General features: G+C 26.6%; 14 protein-coding genes. 10 read left to right on the forward strand and 4 right to left on the reverse strand.

What is annotated here, in order from left to right; all coding sequences use genetic code 11:
- Positions 1-361 precede the first annotated feature (361 nt).
- From CHL78_RS16645 to CHL78_RS16665, 5 genes are all read left to right on the forward strand, one after another.
- On the forward strand, positions 362-1264 hold the full coding sequence (locus CHL78_RS16645) for a CGNR zinc finger domain-containing protein (RefSeq protein ID WP_199534094.1): 903 nt from the start codon (positions 362-364) through the stop codon (positions 1262-1264).
- A 58-nt stretch (positions 1265-1322) separates the two neighbouring features.
- On the forward strand, positions 1323-1673 hold the full coding sequence (locus CHL78_RS16650; protein WP_094367511.1) for a GIY-YIG nuclease family protein: 351 nt from the start codon (positions 1323-1325) through the stop codon (positions 1671-1673).
- Between the two features lie 75 nt (positions 1674-1748).
- A complete protein-coding gene (locus CHL78_RS16655; protein ID WP_094367510.1) occupies positions 1749-2402 on the forward strand; it encodes a nitrite/sulfite reductase domain-containing protein in 654 nt (217 codons plus the stop codon).
- 246 nt (positions 2403-2648) lie between these two features.
- Entirely contained in the window at positions 2649-3029 is a 381-nt protein-coding gene (locus CHL78_RS16660) for a VOC family protein (RefSeq protein ID WP_094367509.1), read from the forward strand.
- Between the two features lie 239 nt (positions 3030-3268).
- Positions 3269-6496 carry a ligand-binding sensor domain-containing protein gene (locus tag CHL78_RS16665; protein WP_094367508.1) on the forward strand — a complete coding sequence of 1076 codons (3228 nt, stop codon included), beginning with the start codon at positions 3269-3271 and terminating at the stop codon, positions 6494-6496.
- A gap of 106 nt (positions 6497-6602) precedes the next feature.
- On the opposite strand, the gene CHL78_RS16670 is transcribed toward CHL78_RS16665, so the two are convergent.
- Positions 6603-6941 (reverse strand): phage holin family protein, encoded by a 339-nt coding sequence (locus CHL78_RS16670; protein WP_094367507.1) that lies wholly within the window; start codon positions 6939-6941, stop codon positions 6603-6605.
- A 192-nt stretch (positions 6942-7133) separates the two neighbouring features.
- Between CHL78_RS16670 and CHL78_RS16675 the strand changes: the two genes are divergently transcribed.
- Both CHL78_RS16675 and CHL78_RS16680 read left to right on the forward strand, forming a co-directional pair.
- Positions 7134-7904, forward strand: a complete 771-nt coding sequence (locus CHL78_RS16675) for a DUF3298 and DUF4163 domain-containing protein (RefSeq protein ID WP_094367506.1) — start codon at positions 7134-7136, stop codon at positions 7902-7904.
- Between the two features lie 78 nt (positions 7905-7982).
- Positions 7983-8486, forward strand: coding sequence for a hypothetical protein (locus tag CHL78_RS16680; RefSeq protein WP_094367505.1), 504 nt, complete (start codon positions 7983-7985; stop codon positions 8484-8486).
- Positions 8487-8575: 89 nt separating this feature from the next.
- On the opposite strand, the gene CHL78_RS16685 is transcribed toward CHL78_RS16680, so the two are convergent.
- The gene (locus CHL78_RS16685) at positions 8576-8785 is read right to left on the reverse strand and encodes a hypothetical protein (RefSeq protein ID WP_094367504.1); all 210 of its coding nucleotides are present in this window, start codon (positions 8783-8785) and stop codon (positions 8576-8578) included.
- A 200-nt stretch (positions 8786-8985) separates the two neighbouring features.
- Here CHL78_RS16685 and CHL78_RS16690 point away from each other — a divergent pair, with 200 nt between their 5' ends.
- A complete protein-coding gene (locus tag CHL78_RS16690) occupies positions 8986-10614 on the forward strand; it encodes an EAL domain-containing protein (protein ID WP_094367503.1) in 1629 nt (542 codons plus the stop codon).
- 80 nt (positions 10615-10694) lie between these two features.
- Here CHL78_RS16690 and CHL78_RS16695 read toward each other — a convergent pair whose 3' ends face one another.
- Entirely contained in the window at positions 10695-11213 is a 519-nt protein-coding gene (locus CHL78_RS16695; protein WP_094367502.1) for an ECF transporter S component, read from the reverse strand.
- Between the two features lie 215 nt (positions 11214-11428).
- On the opposite strand from CHL78_RS16695, the gene CHL78_RS16700 reads away from it, so the two are divergent.
- Positions 11429-14356, forward strand: a complete 2928-nt coding sequence (locus tag CHL78_RS16700; RefSeq protein ID WP_094367501.1) for an insulinase family protein — start codon at positions 11429-11431, stop codon at positions 14354-14356.
- Positions 14357-14412: 56 nt separating this feature from the next.
- Here the strand turns inward: CHL78_RS16700 and CHL78_RS16705 are convergent, their stop codons facing one another.
- Positions 14413-14925, reverse strand: coding sequence for a hypothetical protein (locus CHL78_RS16705; RefSeq protein ID WP_094367500.1), 513 nt, complete (start codon positions 14923-14925; stop codon positions 14413-14415).
- 389 nt (positions 14926-15314) lie between these two features.
- On the opposite strand from CHL78_RS16705, the gene CHL78_RS16710 reads away from it, so the two are divergent.
- Positions 15315-15561 (forward strand): rubrerythrin family protein (locus CHL78_RS16710; protein ID WP_199534096.1); only part of this gene is annotated, 247 nt, incomplete at its 3' end.

Below are 15561 nucleotides of genomic sequence, written 5' to 3' on the forward strand. Positions count from 1 at the left end.
TATTACAATGATAGAGGTGGATTAAGTGCTACAGAAGTACTTCGTGATATTATAGTCAAATATGCTAAATAATATTTAAAATAATATAATAAAATATTAAAAGGAAGAAGCATCCAAGGTGGTAGTTTAAACATCTAAGGATGCTTTTTTCTTTTAACACAAATTTAATCATAGATAAAGATAACTATTTCATAAGCCAAGTATATGATTTATACACTAAATAAATTAATAATTTTGTAATAAAATATAGAATTGTTAATATTTATGATAATAAAACTATTAACTTAGTTGACAAATAAAATTAAAAAACATATCATGTTAATATAAAGCTAAGTAAAAACTATTAAAAAGGATGGATAATATGAAAAAATATATAAATATGACTGGTCAGTTTAAAACTGATTGGATTAAATATAGTGATTATGAAGTTCGATTAGATGAAAATGGAGAAAAGTATATCACGCCTAAAGAAGATTCATGTTTTACTATTTACAATCCTTTTGAAAATGCAAATGAGTTAGTTTTTGATTTAATTAAATTAGGGGATAGTGCATTAAAAAATGATATTGACACAAGTACTTTAGATAGTATGGTATTAGAGTTTGTAAAAGCTTATGGTTTGTTAGGTATAATAACATCAAGTGTATATAATCGAGATATAATAGGAGAATCTAAGGTTATTCTTACTGATAAAAATCCATTAAATATAAAAGAAAAAATTATGGATGAAGATAAGTACTTAAATTTATTTATTCCTTTTGCTAATGAAGATGAGGTATATATTAGGAAATTAGGAAAGCACTTGACTTTATTTAAGGCTGAGGATTCACCTAAGTTCTATGGCAAAAGACCTCTGATATTAGATTTAGTATTTTCAAAATTTTACAGTGAAAAAGTAGATTGGATAATAGACTTTGCCAAGACTATATCTACTCATATTAATCAAGTTTTAATATATAAAAATATAAATCTAACAGAAGGCGTAACTATAATGGCTGGGAAATTTAAGGCTGAAAAAATAGGTATGACAATTGGTATGTTAAATAATCCATTTATACAATGGGAGTTTGATTCATTAAAAACAGCAGTTGAAATAATATATTGCTTTGCTATAACCAATGAAAGCAATATATTAAAGCGATGTGAATACTGTAAGAATGCTTTTATTGCAAAGAGTGATAACGAGAAATATTGTAGCTCATCATGTAGAAATTGCTACAATGTTATCAAGAGTAGAAATAAGAAAAAAGGAATAGACTCATAAGATATATTAATTAATATCTAAACTAGTAGTTAACTTATAGGTAAAAGGAGATGTATATATGGATAGCAAAAAAAAGAGTAGAAAAGATATGATACTTGAATATAAAGAGCGACCAATAACTGGTGGAGTTTATAAAATAACTAATATTGCTAACAGAAAATATATTTTAGTAGCTGATATAGATTTACAAAGTGCTAAGAATAGATTTGATTTTTCAGTGAAGTATGATTCAGTGGTTTTATTAAAGTTAGCCAAAGATTGGAAAGAATATGGTGGTAACCAGTTTACATTTGAGATATTGGAAGAAATTGAAATGAAGGATAGTCAAAGTAGGAAAGACTTTAAAGAGGATTTAAAAATATTAAAAAATATGTGGTCAGAAAAATATGATAGCACAAAATCATATTAAAAAATACTACTGATTTTATTAGAAATAGATATGTTATACTTTTTTATATTATTAATAATACACAAGGAGAGATAGATGACCAAATATGCTAAATTACAAAAGAATATAGATGCTAAAGAGAAATATGTTATAACACCACATATACCTGGTGGTTTTTTGACACCAGACACACTTATTAAAATTGGTGAAGTTGCAAAGAAGTATAATGCTTCACTAAAATTAACTTCAGCCCAAAGAATATCAATTGGAAATCTAAAAGAAGATGATATTGATAGTATATGGAAAGAACTAAATATGCAACCTGCAATAAAAAATATATGTTCAGTAATTAATATAGAAATGTGTTCAGCGAATTTTTGTAGAAGATCAAAGTATCCTATAATTGGACTCGGAATTAAGATAACTAATAAATTTCAAGGTATGGAGCTACCTGGTAAATTGAAAATTGCAGTAGCTGGATGTAAAAATGCTTGTATAAATGCTTATACAAAAGATATAGGTGTACTATCAAACACTGAAGGTGAATTATTTATAGTGATTGGAGGAAAGGGTGGTCTTAGACCAAGACCTCATGATTTGTTAGTTGAAAATATAAATGAAAAAGAAGTTATTACATATATTAATAGACTTTTAAATTATTATAAGGATAATGCTTTAGAAGGAGAGAGATTTGTTAATTTTATTGATAGAATAACTATTAATAAAATTAGGAAACATATATTAAAGTAATAGAAAAGATTTTTATAAAAAAGAGAGCTTAGTGCTGATTAAATAATACTAGGTTCTCTTTTTACATATATAAAAATATGCATAATTAAAAGAGAATCAGATTAATTTATTGCGTAGAAGATGCTTACAGTATGAAAGCGTAAAATCTTTTGAAAAATGAAGAACGTATGTTTGCAAAAATCGTTTTATTATGGTAAAATATACGAAAGTATTATCAAGGAAAAACACAACAATTTGGAGGCAGATATGATAAATAAAATTGGAAAAATAACAATATATGTAAATGACCAAAACGAAGCGAAGAAGTTTTGGACAGATAAAATGAACTTTATAGTAAAATTGGAAAAAAATATGGGACCTATGACTTGGTTAGAGGTTGGTCCAAGTGAAGATGAGTTTACAACTTTTGTATTATACAATAAAGATATGATGATAGCACAAAATCCTAAAGCCAATGTATCTCATCCATCAGTTCTCTTAAGTACTACAGACATAGATTTATCTTATGGTAAAATGAAAGAAAATGGAGTTGAAGTAGGAGAACTTTTAGTTATGCCATATGGTAAAATGTTCTCATTTAAAGATCAAGACAACAACGAATATTTATTAAGAGAAGATAAATTTTAATACAAATAAATACGATTTTTAAATTATTAAAGAAGATAATTGTTATGGTAAATACAAATCATCTTCTTTTTATGAATTATAAGTTAAATAATAAACAAAGGGTTTATTAAGTTTATTTTGTATAAGTGTGCGATTGAAATTAGATAAGATGTAAAATAAAAAAAATTAAATAGTTTATTCATTTTTAATAGTAAATAATGGTATAATTTGTTATATAAAGACAATAAAAGGGGAAAAAAATGAACAAGGGAAATAGAGTATTTTTATCAATAATATTATCAGCAATAATACTATTAAGTATGGGGAAAGAAGTATTAGCTTTAAATAACTATGAAAATAGAAGTTTTAAAAGATTGACCATAGATGATGGCCTATCTCAAACTACAATAAATGACATCTTTCAAGACAGCAATGGGTATATGTGGATAGGTACTAGAGATGGATTAAATAAATATAATGGTCATAAATTTGAAATCTACAAATATAAAGAGAATGAGAAAAATAGCATAGTGGGTAACAACATTACTGATATAGATGAGGATAATGAGGGTAACATTTGGGTTGGAACATCTGCTGGTATAAGTAAAATAGATGTGAAAAATGAACAGATAAAAAACTATTTGCCTAAAGAAAATTTATGTAATTTATCAAATTATAAAGTAAAAGATATTTTTATAGATAGAGATGGAGAAATATTAATAGCAACAGAGGATGGATTAAATAGGTATAATAAAGAAAGTGACAATTTTGAAAGATTATATGATTCACCAATTTCGCATGAATCACTAAGTAGTCAATTTATACAGTCAATAACGGAAGATAATGAAGGAAACTACTGGATTGGTACAAAGAAAGGTCTTAATAAGGTAAACAAAAGTACTCATAAAATCACAAAATTTTATGAGAATAAAGATGACAAAAATTCTTTAAGTTTAAATAATATATCTAAAGTATATATAGATGATTTAGGTTTTTTATGGATAGGAACCCACTATGGGGGATTAAATAAAATGAACCTATATACAGAAGAAATAATAAGGTTTAACAATGATAATACGAATATACCAGGGGGATATATTAGAGATATACTGAGAGATAGCAGAGGTACGTTATGGATAGCAACAGATAGTGGATTCAGTAAACTAAATGAAGAGAACAACACTTTTTCTACTTATACCTCAAAAGGATATGACGATAAAAGTATATCTAGTAATAATGTATTAAGCTTATGGGAATCTCAGTCTGGAACTATATGGATAGGTACATGGGAAGGGATAAGCTTACTTAATAATAATAACTCATTTAATCACTATAAAAATGATCCAGCTGATAAAGACTCACTGAGAGGGAATATGATATCTGGGATATATGAAGATGATGATGGTTTTTTATGGGTAGGAACCACTAATCAAGGTATAAATATTCTAGATAGAAAAGATAATAAAGTATATGAAATAAAACTCAATATGCACAATGAAAATAGTTCATTAACCAGTAATGTCATTAGACAAGTAGTAGGAATCGAAAATGAAATATGGATAGCTACAGAGCTTGGATTAAATAAATATGATAAAAATACAAATAAAATAACACGATATAAAGATATAGATGGGTTAGTTTCTAATGATGTTACTAGTTTGTATATAGATGAAGATAAAACTTTATGGATAGGAACATCTAATGGTTTATCAAGTTTTGATAGGGAAAATAAATTTACTGATTATACTGAAATATTTAAGAGAAGTGGTATGCATGACCTGGAAATAACTGACATACATGAGGATAAAGATGGAGATTTATGGATAGCTGGAGGTATAGCTGAAGGGTTAGTAAAACTTGATAGAGATACAAATGAAGTTACAAGCTATAAACATATAAGTGAAAAAAGTAAACCATATAGTTTAATATTATCAATAGAATCAGATAATAAAGGAAATATATGGATTGGAACTGATTATGGATTAATAAAGTATAATAAAAATACTAATATACTAAAAAGATATACAGAAAAAGATAATTTAGCAAATAACTTTGTTTATGGAATAATATTAGAGGATGATGAAAATATCTGGTTAAGCACAAATTATGGTATTTCTAAATTAGAGGTATCAAAAGAAAAATTTACAAATTTTGATAGTACTGATGGAATTCAAGCAAATGAATTTAATCAATATTCTTACTACAAAAGTAAGAGCGGAGAAATATTTTTTGGGGGTATAAATGGACTTACAAGCTTTAGACCAGAAGATATTAATGAAAAAAGCTATATACCTGATGTGAAGATTGAAAGTATAATCAGTGGTGAAAATCTTGTTAAAATAGATGAAAATATTGAGTTAACGTATAAAGACACTCAAATAGAGTTTACCTTCTTTATGCCTGATTATAGAAATACAAATAGAATACAATATAAATATAAGTTAGATGGTCTAGATAAAGGCTGGGTATATCCAGAAAATAGGAATCAGGCTAATTACACAAATTTAAGCGCAGGAAAGTATACTTTTATGGTATCAGGAAGAAATTCAAGTGGAGAATGGAGTAAACCCACCTCAGTAAATATAAATATACCTAATCCACCATGGAAAATACCAATTGCATATATTATATACATAGCAGTAATTTTAGTAATTATCTTAATAGCTTGGAATAGAGTTAAAATATTAAATTCATTAGTAAAACAACGAACAGCTGAACTAGATAAGAAATTAGAGGAAAATGAAGAGCTTTACTCTAAATTACTAAAGCAAGAAAAATATAAAAATAACTACTTTGTCAATTTATCTCATGAGTTAAGAACTCCTTTAAATGTAATTGTGTCAACTCAGAGACTTATAGAAAACTTAAATAAAAAGAAAACACATATTCCAAAAGAAAAAATAAGCTATCATATGACAATTATGAAAAGAAACTGTGATAGGTTAATAAATTTAATTGATAATATAATTTATACTTCGAAGATAGAATCCGGGAGTTATAAATTAAATATAAAGGAGCACAATATAGTTTACTTAGTTGAAGAAGTTGCTTTATCTATGAAAGATTATATAGAAGAAAAAGGAATCGAATTAATTATAGAGCCGGATATAGAGGAGAAAACTATAGAGTGTGATGCAATAGAAATTGAGAGGGTGGTAACAAATCTTATTTCAAATGCAGTTAGGTTTACAAAACCAAATGGAAAGATAGAAGTTTCTATATCTGATTTTAATCATAAGGTTTTAATATCTGTAAAAGATAGTGGTATAGGAATAGACCCTAAATATCATGAATCTATTTTTAATAGGTTTGCTCAAGCATATGAAGACTCAAGAGAAGATTATGGAGGTAGTGGACTAGGGCTTACTTTGGCTAAACAATTAATAGAGTTACATAATGGATCTATATGGGTAGAAAGCAAACTAGGGAAAGGTAGTGGCTTTTTCATTATTTTGCCATCTAAGCAGATATCTACTGATAATGAATAGAAATATAATTATATTATTTATAATAATTAATAGTACTATATAAAAATAAAGATGGGTAGCTTAAGTAATTTTAAGCTACCCATTTATTATTTTATGCAACAGAAAATTAATCTAGTACATTATAAAGAATAGTATTAGCTATTGACAATAGTATAGAAGCTATTATTGCACTGAAAAAACCAGTCAAAGATGCTCCAGAAACAAATCGAAAAGCTAATTTTAATACTATGGCATTGATAACTAAAGAGAATAGTCCTAAAGTTAAAAATGTTATTGGTAGTGAAAAAAGATGTATTAATGGTTTAACAGTTAAGTTAAGGATTCCAAAAATCAAGGTTAATATTAATAATGCTTTAAAAGAACCTATATACATGTTATCAACCAAGTGTGATACTAGATACAGAGATATAGCATTAACCACAATAAATAATGATATTTTTTTCATTTTTATCTCCTTTTAAATTAAGTTTAAAGCTTATTGTTGCTTTATATTATTTAAACATATTTATATAAGAGAGTTCAACTATAATTATATTTTATTAGTAAAGTATGAAATTTTTTATAAAATGGACTTTCGTGTATATACTAAGATATTATAGAAAAACTATATATATAAAAAATTTAAGGAGTTGTGAGTATGAGACATTTTAAAGCAGGTATTTTACTTTTATTAGCATTTAGTTTAATATCACCATCGATTATTTTTGCAAATAATACATCTACAGACAAAGGAAAAGATAACTGCGTAACTGTAAGGCAAGAAATAATTAATGAAGAAGATGAATTTTTCAAGTCTGATATTAAATACCCAATACTAGAGATAAATAGCAAGTGTAAGGAAAATAATAAGCCAAAAGAAAATACAATTGAAGAGATAAATAAAAATATTAGTACATACATTATGAATTTCAAAAATAGAATCCAAAACGAAGCTAAACAGTATAAAAATGATTATATAAATATTTACTCTAAGTCAGATAAAGACTATGTAAAGTATCAGTACGAAGCTTATTCTAATTATAATGTGACATATAATAAAAATAATCTTATAAGTATACCTATTACTACATATGAGTTTACTGGTGGTGCACACGGTATGACCTATCTAAAAAGCTTTAACTATGATTTAAAGACTGGAGAAGAGTTAAAACTATCGGATATATTTAAAGAAGAAGTAGATTACAAGAAAATAACAAATGCTTTTATAAAAAATGAAATAAGTAAAACTCCAGGTAATTATTTTGATGGAGAAGAGGGATTTAAAGGAATAAGTGATAATCAAAATTTCTACTTAGAGGATGATGGAGTAGTAGTGTATTTTTCTCTTTATGAAATAGCCCCTTACTCATCAGGAATTCCAAAATTTAAGTTAAGTTACAAGGACTTTGGTATGTACATGAGAAATTAAGAGGACATACTTTAATGTAAAATATCATATATTTTATTGGATGAATAATTATAAATTAACAAGGGGGAGTTTAAAACTATGGCTAGAACTATTTCGTGTAAAAATTGCGGAGAAGTTTTGTTTAATATAGCGCCAAATAGTAAAAACATAGAGTGTATTTGTGACAAATGTAATGCTATAACTATTTTGAATAATGATATGGAGTATCAAGTGTATGAAAGATATTGTAAGAATTGTGGAGGTCAATATTTCAAAGTGAAAAAAAGTCAAAATGATTTTAAAGAAAGTATTAGTATAGAGTGTACTAACTGTGGTCAAGGACCAGGTACACATTATGTAGATAAAGAAGACAAGACCATAGACAGAGGAACAAGAGAGTTGCTTATAATGTCTGATGAAATAAATAAAATAAAAAAAGAGCTTGAAGCATTAAGGTCAAGAACATACAATTTAGAGCTAGATAGATTAAGTGTAGATAGAGAAGTCAGCTTAGATAGGGACGTAAAGAGAGAAAAACATAGAATTGTAGATCTTAGTAGTGAGATAGCAAGTCTTACAAAAAAGTCTAGAAAAAGTAAGTAATTTTATAATATTTAATTATAGAGCCTATAAATAAAAGCAAATGCTTATTAATTTATAGGTTCTATAATTATTGTTAAAAATCTATTTATTTAAACAAAGTCTATTGATTTTACATTATCCTTATCTATGGAAAATGAACTTCCTAAATCTCTACCTGACATTGTAAGAAGGTATAGACTTTCGCCAGAATTAAACATCTCCATCCATTCTACCAAAGAGCTAAAATTTCTAACATTATCACTTTCGACTATCCTAACAAAGTTATTCTTAAATGTGATTTTTATTCTATTTGTATTCAATTGTATCACCTTCCTAATATTTAATATGATACACAAAAATAAAAAAAAATCAAGATGTTTTAATATTTAATTAAATGGGAATAAATACTAATATAATAAATGTATATACATATAATATCTTGTAAAAAAATGTAAAAAAATGTATATTTATATTAAGGATTAAAAATCTTAAAATAGAATAATATAGAGGGACATTATATATGAAGAAAGAACTGAAAAATATAGGGACTATATTTTTATTAACGTGTATGCTCATATTAAGTATGCCCATGAATCTTTATGCACAAAATGAAACAAATAAAACTTTAAAGGTTGGCTTTTATAATTATGAGCCCTATTACTATATGAATAAAGATGGTAAGCCAGATGGATTTTATAATGATTTATTGGAATTGCTAAAAAGAGATTTAGGTATAGAATACGAATATATGATGCTAGATGTATCTAAATGCATTGAAAGATTAGAAACTGGTGAAATTGATTTATTACTAGGAATACATAAGACACCTGATAGAGAGCAAAAGTTTATATATACTGATCATTATATTGATGTTGAAAAATACGGAATATATACCAATAAAGATATAGATTATGGTAAGCTTCAAGAATTAGAGAATTTAAGATTTGCTTTTGTTGAGAATGAGGAAAACTCTAATTGGATATACGAATTTCTTCAAGAAAAGAATATTAATACTGAGCCTGTAAATACTACAAACTACGAAGAAGCTAAACAAATGTTATTAGATGAAACAGTAGACGCTATTACTTATACAATCACAGATAGCTCTTTAAAGAATAAAAATAAAATATATGAATATTCTGCAGGACCTGTATATATTGCAGCTAGCAAAGGTAATGAAGAACTAATACTTAAAATAAATAATGTGTTAGAAGAATATAGCAGGACTTCAAAAAACCCTTTAGAGGAGATAAAGGGAAGTTATTTTGGGAAAAGTATTAACAAAGATACAATAATGATAATGAGTCTAACAATAGTATTATTAATTGGAATAGTAATGTTTATGGTTTTAAATCGTATTTATCCTATCATTAAAAATAGAATAGTAATTGCTAAAATTAGAAGTAGGATGATAAAAAATAAGTATATGTTATACTACCAACCTATAATAGATCCTAAAAAAGGAGTACTTGTAGGATTTGAAGCTTTACTTAGGCTAAGAGATTCAAAGGGAAATGTTTTAAGCCCATATTTATTCATAAAAGAAATAGAAGAAAATAATATGATGTCTGAGGTATCTATTTGGATTCTAAAAAAGATAATAAGTGACTACAAAAAGATTCAAAGCTATAATAATATTAATAATAAAGAATTTTATATATCTATGAATGTATCTGCCAAAGACCTAGAAAATAAGGAATTTATTAATAAAGCGGTAGAAATAATAAAAAATAATAAAATTCCAAGAAGTACTATATGCATGGAAATAGTTGAAAGCATGAAGATAAATAACTTATCTAATATGAAAGATGCAATAGATAAACTCCATGAGAGTGGTATAAAGATAGCTATTGATGACTTTGGAGTTGAGCATTCTAATTTAGATACTATTGAAAAATTAAAATTTGATATTTTGAAGTTAGATAAATATTTTATTGATGGAGTAGAAACATCTAAAACTAGAAGAGAGATAATTGAACTTATTTCAAGATTATCAGCTACACAAGATAAAGTAATAATCGCTGAAGGGGTAGAAACTGAAGGTCAAAGACAGATTATAAAAAATATGGAGAATCAAAAACTATATATTCAAGGATATGTTTATTCAAAGCCAATTTGTATAGAAGAGGTTAATAATATATCTTTATAAAAAAATAAACGCCTATTATATGGCGTTTATTTTTTATAACTAAACTACTTAATAAATATCTTAAATAAAGTATATATTTATTAAGAGTTAACATTGGATCTATAAGTTTTAATATAGTCGACTTTACTTAATGAATAAGCTAGTGGAATTGCTATAATCATACAAACTAATCCTTGAACTGAATTAGATGGGATTGAAGATAGAGAAACTAAGAAGCTACCTTCTAAAATCGCTCCAGCTAAAAAATATCCGAAAACCATTGTAATTGATCCAAGAAGTGTTGATAAAATACTTTTTACTAAAGTATTTTTACTACCTATAATCACACCTACTAAGTAACCTTCAAGTCCTTTAATAATAAGAGTGAAAAGAGCCCAGTGTGTATATCCGCTTAGTATATCTGCAAGTGCAGATCCAATTCCACCCGCTACCATACCTGGTACTGGTCCGAATAATATTGACGTAATAAATATTACTGCATCACCAACATTTACATATCCATTTGTACCAGGAGTAGGGATTTGAAATGTCATTGTTGCAATACATACTAAGGCTATCATAAGTCCGTTAAGTACTAATTTTTTAGTTTTATTATTCATATATGTTCCTCCAAAAAAATTATTTTATATAAGTCATAAGTAAATTATATGAAAATAAACATCAAAAAACAATAAGTATTGTACCCATACAATTTCTATTTTTAACCATAATATTCTAATCGTATTAAAGTAAAAATTAATTTATCAATAAATAAGGTATAAGTATAGTATATATATAGGAAGAATAAATATAAGTATATTTTAAGGAGGATAAAATGGATTTTAAATTAGGAAATAACTACCATGGATTTATATTAAAAGAAGAAGAATATATAAAAGAAGTAAATTCGAAAGCTAGAATTTTCGAACATGAAAAAACTAAAGCAAAGCTTCTACATATGGAAAATGAGGATTCTAATAAGGTATTTTCAATTGGATTTAAAACTCCACCAACTGACAGTACAGGGGTTATGCATATATTAGAGCATAGTGTTTTATGTGGATCGAGAAAATTTCCAACAAAAGAACCTTTTGTAGAGCTTGTCAAAGGATCATTAAATACCTTTTTAAATGCAATGACTTACAGTGATAAAACTATATATCCAATTGCAAGTCAAAATGATAAGGATTTTTTTAACCTAATGGATGTATATTTAGACGCAGTATTTTATCCTAATATATATAAAACAAAAGAGATACTTATGCAAGAAGGATGGCATTATGATCTTGAAAATAAGGAAGAAGAGCTTACTTATAAAGGTGTAGTTTACAATGAAATGAAGGGCGCATTTTCGTCTCCAGAGGGAATATTAATGAGAAAAATACAAGAAACATTATTCCCAGATAATACTTATAGTAATGAGTCTGGAGGGGATCCGAAATATATTCCTGATTTAACTTATGAGCAATTTATAGATACACATAAAAGGTACTATCATCCATCTAACAGCTATATATTCTTATATGGCAATGGTGACTTAGATAAGATGCTTGCTTTTATTAATGAGAACTATTTACAAAACTTTGATTATAAAGAGATAGACACAACAATAAAACCACAAGAAAAATATAAGTCTATGAAGGAGATATCATATCCTTACTCTATATCAGAGGAAGATGAAGAGGCAGACAAGACTTTCCTAACACTAAATTTTGTAACAGGAAGGTCAACAGATGAAGAAGTGTATATGGACTTAAACATATTAGAGTATTTATTACTAGAGACTGAAGGTGCTCCACTTAAAAAAGCTATTTTAGATTCTGGAATTGCAAAAGATGTTTTCGGTAGTTTTGATAATGGAATACTTCAACCGACATTTAGTATAATCGCAAAAAATAGTGAGGTTAACAAAAAAGATGAGTTTAAGAAAATAGTATTTGATACGCTTAAAAAACTTGTAGATGAAGGTATAGATAAAAAATTAATAGAAGGTTGTATTAATGTATTTGAATTTAGATTAAGAGAATCTGATACAGGTGATTATCCAAAGGGGCTTGTATACTATATGAATGCAATGGATAGCTGGTTATATGGTGGGGATCCTCTTATGTATATAAAATATGAAAAAGCGATAGAGAATGTAAAAAAAGCACTTACGACTAATCATTTTGAAAATCTCATAGAAAAATATATTCTAAATAATACACATTCATCAATGCTTATTTTAAGTCCTCAAAAAGGTTTATCAGAGAATGAGGATAGTGAACTAAAGAAAAAACTAGAAAAGTATAAGTCTAGCTTAAGTGATGAAGAAATAGCGAAAATAGTAGATGATACAAAAAGCTTAATACTTCGACAAAGTACACCGGACTCACAAGAGGTACTAGAAACAATACCAATGTTGTCTTTAGACGATATAGGTAAAGAAGTAGATGATCTAATTGTAGAAGAGCTAAAGTATGATAATATTGAATTGCTTTATCACAAAGAGTTTACAAGTAATATTGCATATTTAAACTTTATGTTTTATGCAAAGTGTATTGATGAGAAGGATATTTCATATTTTAGTTTACTTGGAAGTTTACTTGGAAAGGTAAGCACTAAAACTTATGACTATAAGGATTTATCTAATGAAATCCTTATAAATACGGGGAATTTGTATTTTAAAAATCAAGTATATGCAAAAGATAAAGATAATAGCAAATTCTATCCATTCCTAGAATTGCACACAAAAGTAATGGATGATAAGATAGAAAATGCAATGAATATAATAAGTGATATAATAAAAAATTCAATTTTTGAAGATGAAAAGAGAATAAGAGAGTTAATAAGGGAATTAATATCTAGAATAGAAATGAACATTATGCAATCAGGTCATCAGGTTGCTGTTGACAGGCTTTCATCATATTTTTCACCATCTTCAGCTTATGCAGAGAAAATATTTGGTTATGATTACTATGAATTCTTAAAAAATATTGAAAATAACTTTGAAACAGAAATTAAAGTAGTAAAAGCAAAATTATACGAGTTACAAAAGTTAATATTTAATAAAAATAATTTAACTATAGCTGTAACTGGTGAGGATAAAGAATTAGAGCTATTAAAAGCAAATATCAAAAAAGTAACAGATGTATTACTTACAGATACTGTAGAAAATAAAGAATATAAATTTATTGAAAATCAAAAAAATGAAGGATTAATGACCTCTGCCAATGTTCAATATGTAGCAAAAGGTTATAATTTTACAAAGTTAAACTATGAATATAGTGGGAGTATGCTAGTACTAAAGACTATTTTAGGATATGATTATCTATGGAATAGAGTAAGAGTACAGGGTGGAGCTTATGGAGCAATGGTTAATATAACTAGAGCAGGAAATATGGTTTTTGTATCTTATAGAGACCCTAATCTAGCAAAAACGTTAGATGCATACAATGAAGCATCAAGCTTTGTCAAAGATTTTAATGTTTCTGATAGAGAAATGACTAAGTATATTATAGGTACAGTAAGTAATTTAGATTATCCGCTGTCACCTTCAGCAAAAGGTGAAAAGGCTGTAACTATGTATATAAGAGGAATAACTAAATCAGATAGACAAAAAGAAAGAGAGCAAGTTTTGTCTACAAAGGTAGAAAATATTGAAAGCTATAGCAAGGTAGTTCAAGATGTTATGGATAAAGATTTTATTGCGGTTGTAGGTAATGAGAAGATGCTTAAGGAAAATAAAAATATATTGAAGCAATTAGTGAATGTATTTAATTAAATATTTAATATAAATAGAGCATGCTATAAGATTGAGTATAGCTATGCTCTATTTTATTATTCTTCAGATACTATTCCATAGCAGTCTACAGATAGTAAAATTTTATCTCCAGATGAGTTCTTGGCAATAAACTTCCAATCAGAAACTTCTGTCATTCTACTAGAATCTAATGATAGTTTATAGTCGCTTTTATAGTAATTACTTAAATAATTGTTTGCAAATTTTTCAGCTTGATCTTGTCCAATATTATTGATGTATATAATAGGATTATCAAAATATATGCTACCATCAAGCATATTTACATAAGCATACATAGTATAAGTGTCTGTATTTATTATAAATGAATAATTACCATCTGAAGTTGTTCCATTAGAATAAATATTTTCAGTATGGTACATTTGCAATGACTTTTTATATGCGACTTCATAGGCCATATTATGAGTTAAAATATCTGATTTACTATTATTTAATTTTGAGGTTTGAGCCTCAATATAAGAACTACATCCAGCTGTAGTTAAAATGCTTATTGATGATAAAACTACTATTAGTATAGATTTTAAAGTATTCATATTACACCTCTTATAAAAAATAATCTAATATATGTATATTTATATTTCTAAATAAAGTTACAAAATAGTATTAATTTTTTATCTGTATACCCATACAAGCATATAAAAATATTGATAAATTACCTCTTTAGATAGAATATATGGCTATGAAATAAGAATTGATAGAATGTTTACTAAAGCCATATATAATAGGATAGTAAAACTCGATTAAATATATTCGTACTTATAAGTATTTAGATTATATTTTTATAAAAATTACTGGAATAAAAAATGAATATAAGCATATCTATAGTGATGACAAAGAAGTTAATTATCTAATAAAAATAGTCTATTATGATGTACTTAATAAGTAAATCGCCATTTATTTAAGGTATTAGGAGGAATTATATATGGAGTTGAAAGGAAGTAAAACAGAACAAAATCTAATTGTTGCTTTTTCGGGGGAATCTCAAGCGAGAAATAAATATTCATACTATGCGTCTAAGGCTAAAAGTGAGGGATATAACAAGATAGCTTCTGTATTTGAAGAAACGGCGCACAATGAAATGGCTCATGCTAAGATTTGGTTTAAACTATTACATGATGGTATACCGAGTACTGAGGATAACTTAAAGGATGCTGCAAGTGGAGAGCATT

The organism is Romboutsia weinsteinii (genome assembly GCF_002250835.2).
Classification (GTDB): Bacteria; Bacillota; Clostridia; order Peptostreptococcales; family Peptostreptococcaceae; genus Romboutsia_A; species Romboutsia_A weinsteinii.

Bases quoted from the DNA above. Each gene is read 5' to 3' on its own strand.
- CHL78_RS16695 (WP_094367502.1), bottom strand. From the start codon at position 11,213: ATGAATAATAAAACTAAAAAATTAGTACTTAACGGACTTATGATAGCC.
- CHL78_RS16660 (WP_094367509.1), top strand. From the start codon at position 2,649: ATGATAAATAAAATTGGAAAAATAACAATATATGTAAATGACCAAAAC.
- CHL78_RS16655 (WP_094367510.1), top strand. From the start codon at position 1,749: ATGACCAAATATGCTAAATTACAAAAGAATATAGATGCTAAAGAGAAA.
- CHL78_RS16675 (WP_094367506.1), top strand. From the start codon at position 7,134: ATGAGACATTTTAAAGCAGGTATTTTACTTTTATTAGCATTTAGTTTA.
- CHL78_RS16690 (WP_094367503.1), top strand. From the start codon at position 8,986: ATGAAGAAAGAACTGAAAAATATAGGGACTATATTTTTATTAACGTGT.
- CHL78_RS16645 (WP_199534094.1), top strand. From the start codon at position 362: ATGAAAAAATATATAAATATGACTGGTCAGTTTAAAACTGATTGGATT.
- CHL78_RS16670 (WP_094367507.1), bottom strand. From the start codon at position 6,941: ATGAAAAAAATATCATTATTTATTGTGGTTAATGCTATATCTCTGTAT.
- CHL78_RS16665 (WP_094367508.1), top strand. From the start codon at position 3,269: ATGAACAAGGGAAATAGAGTATTTTTATCAATAATATTATCAGCAATA.
- CHL78_RS16705 (WP_094367500.1), bottom strand. From the start codon at position 14,925: ATGAATACTTTAAAATCTATACTAATAGTAGTTTTATCATCAATAAGC.
- CHL78_RS16650 (WP_094367511.1), top strand. From the start codon at position 1,323: ATGGATAGCAAAAAAAAGAGTAGAAAAGATATGATACTTGAATATAAA.
- CHL78_RS16680 (WP_094367505.1), top strand. From the start codon at position 7,983: ATGGCTAGAACTATTTCGTGTAAAAATTGCGGAGAAGTTTTGTTTAAT.
- CHL78_RS16700 (WP_094367501.1), top strand. From the start codon at position 11,429: ATGGATTTTAAATTAGGAAATAACTACCATGGATTTATATTAAAAGAA.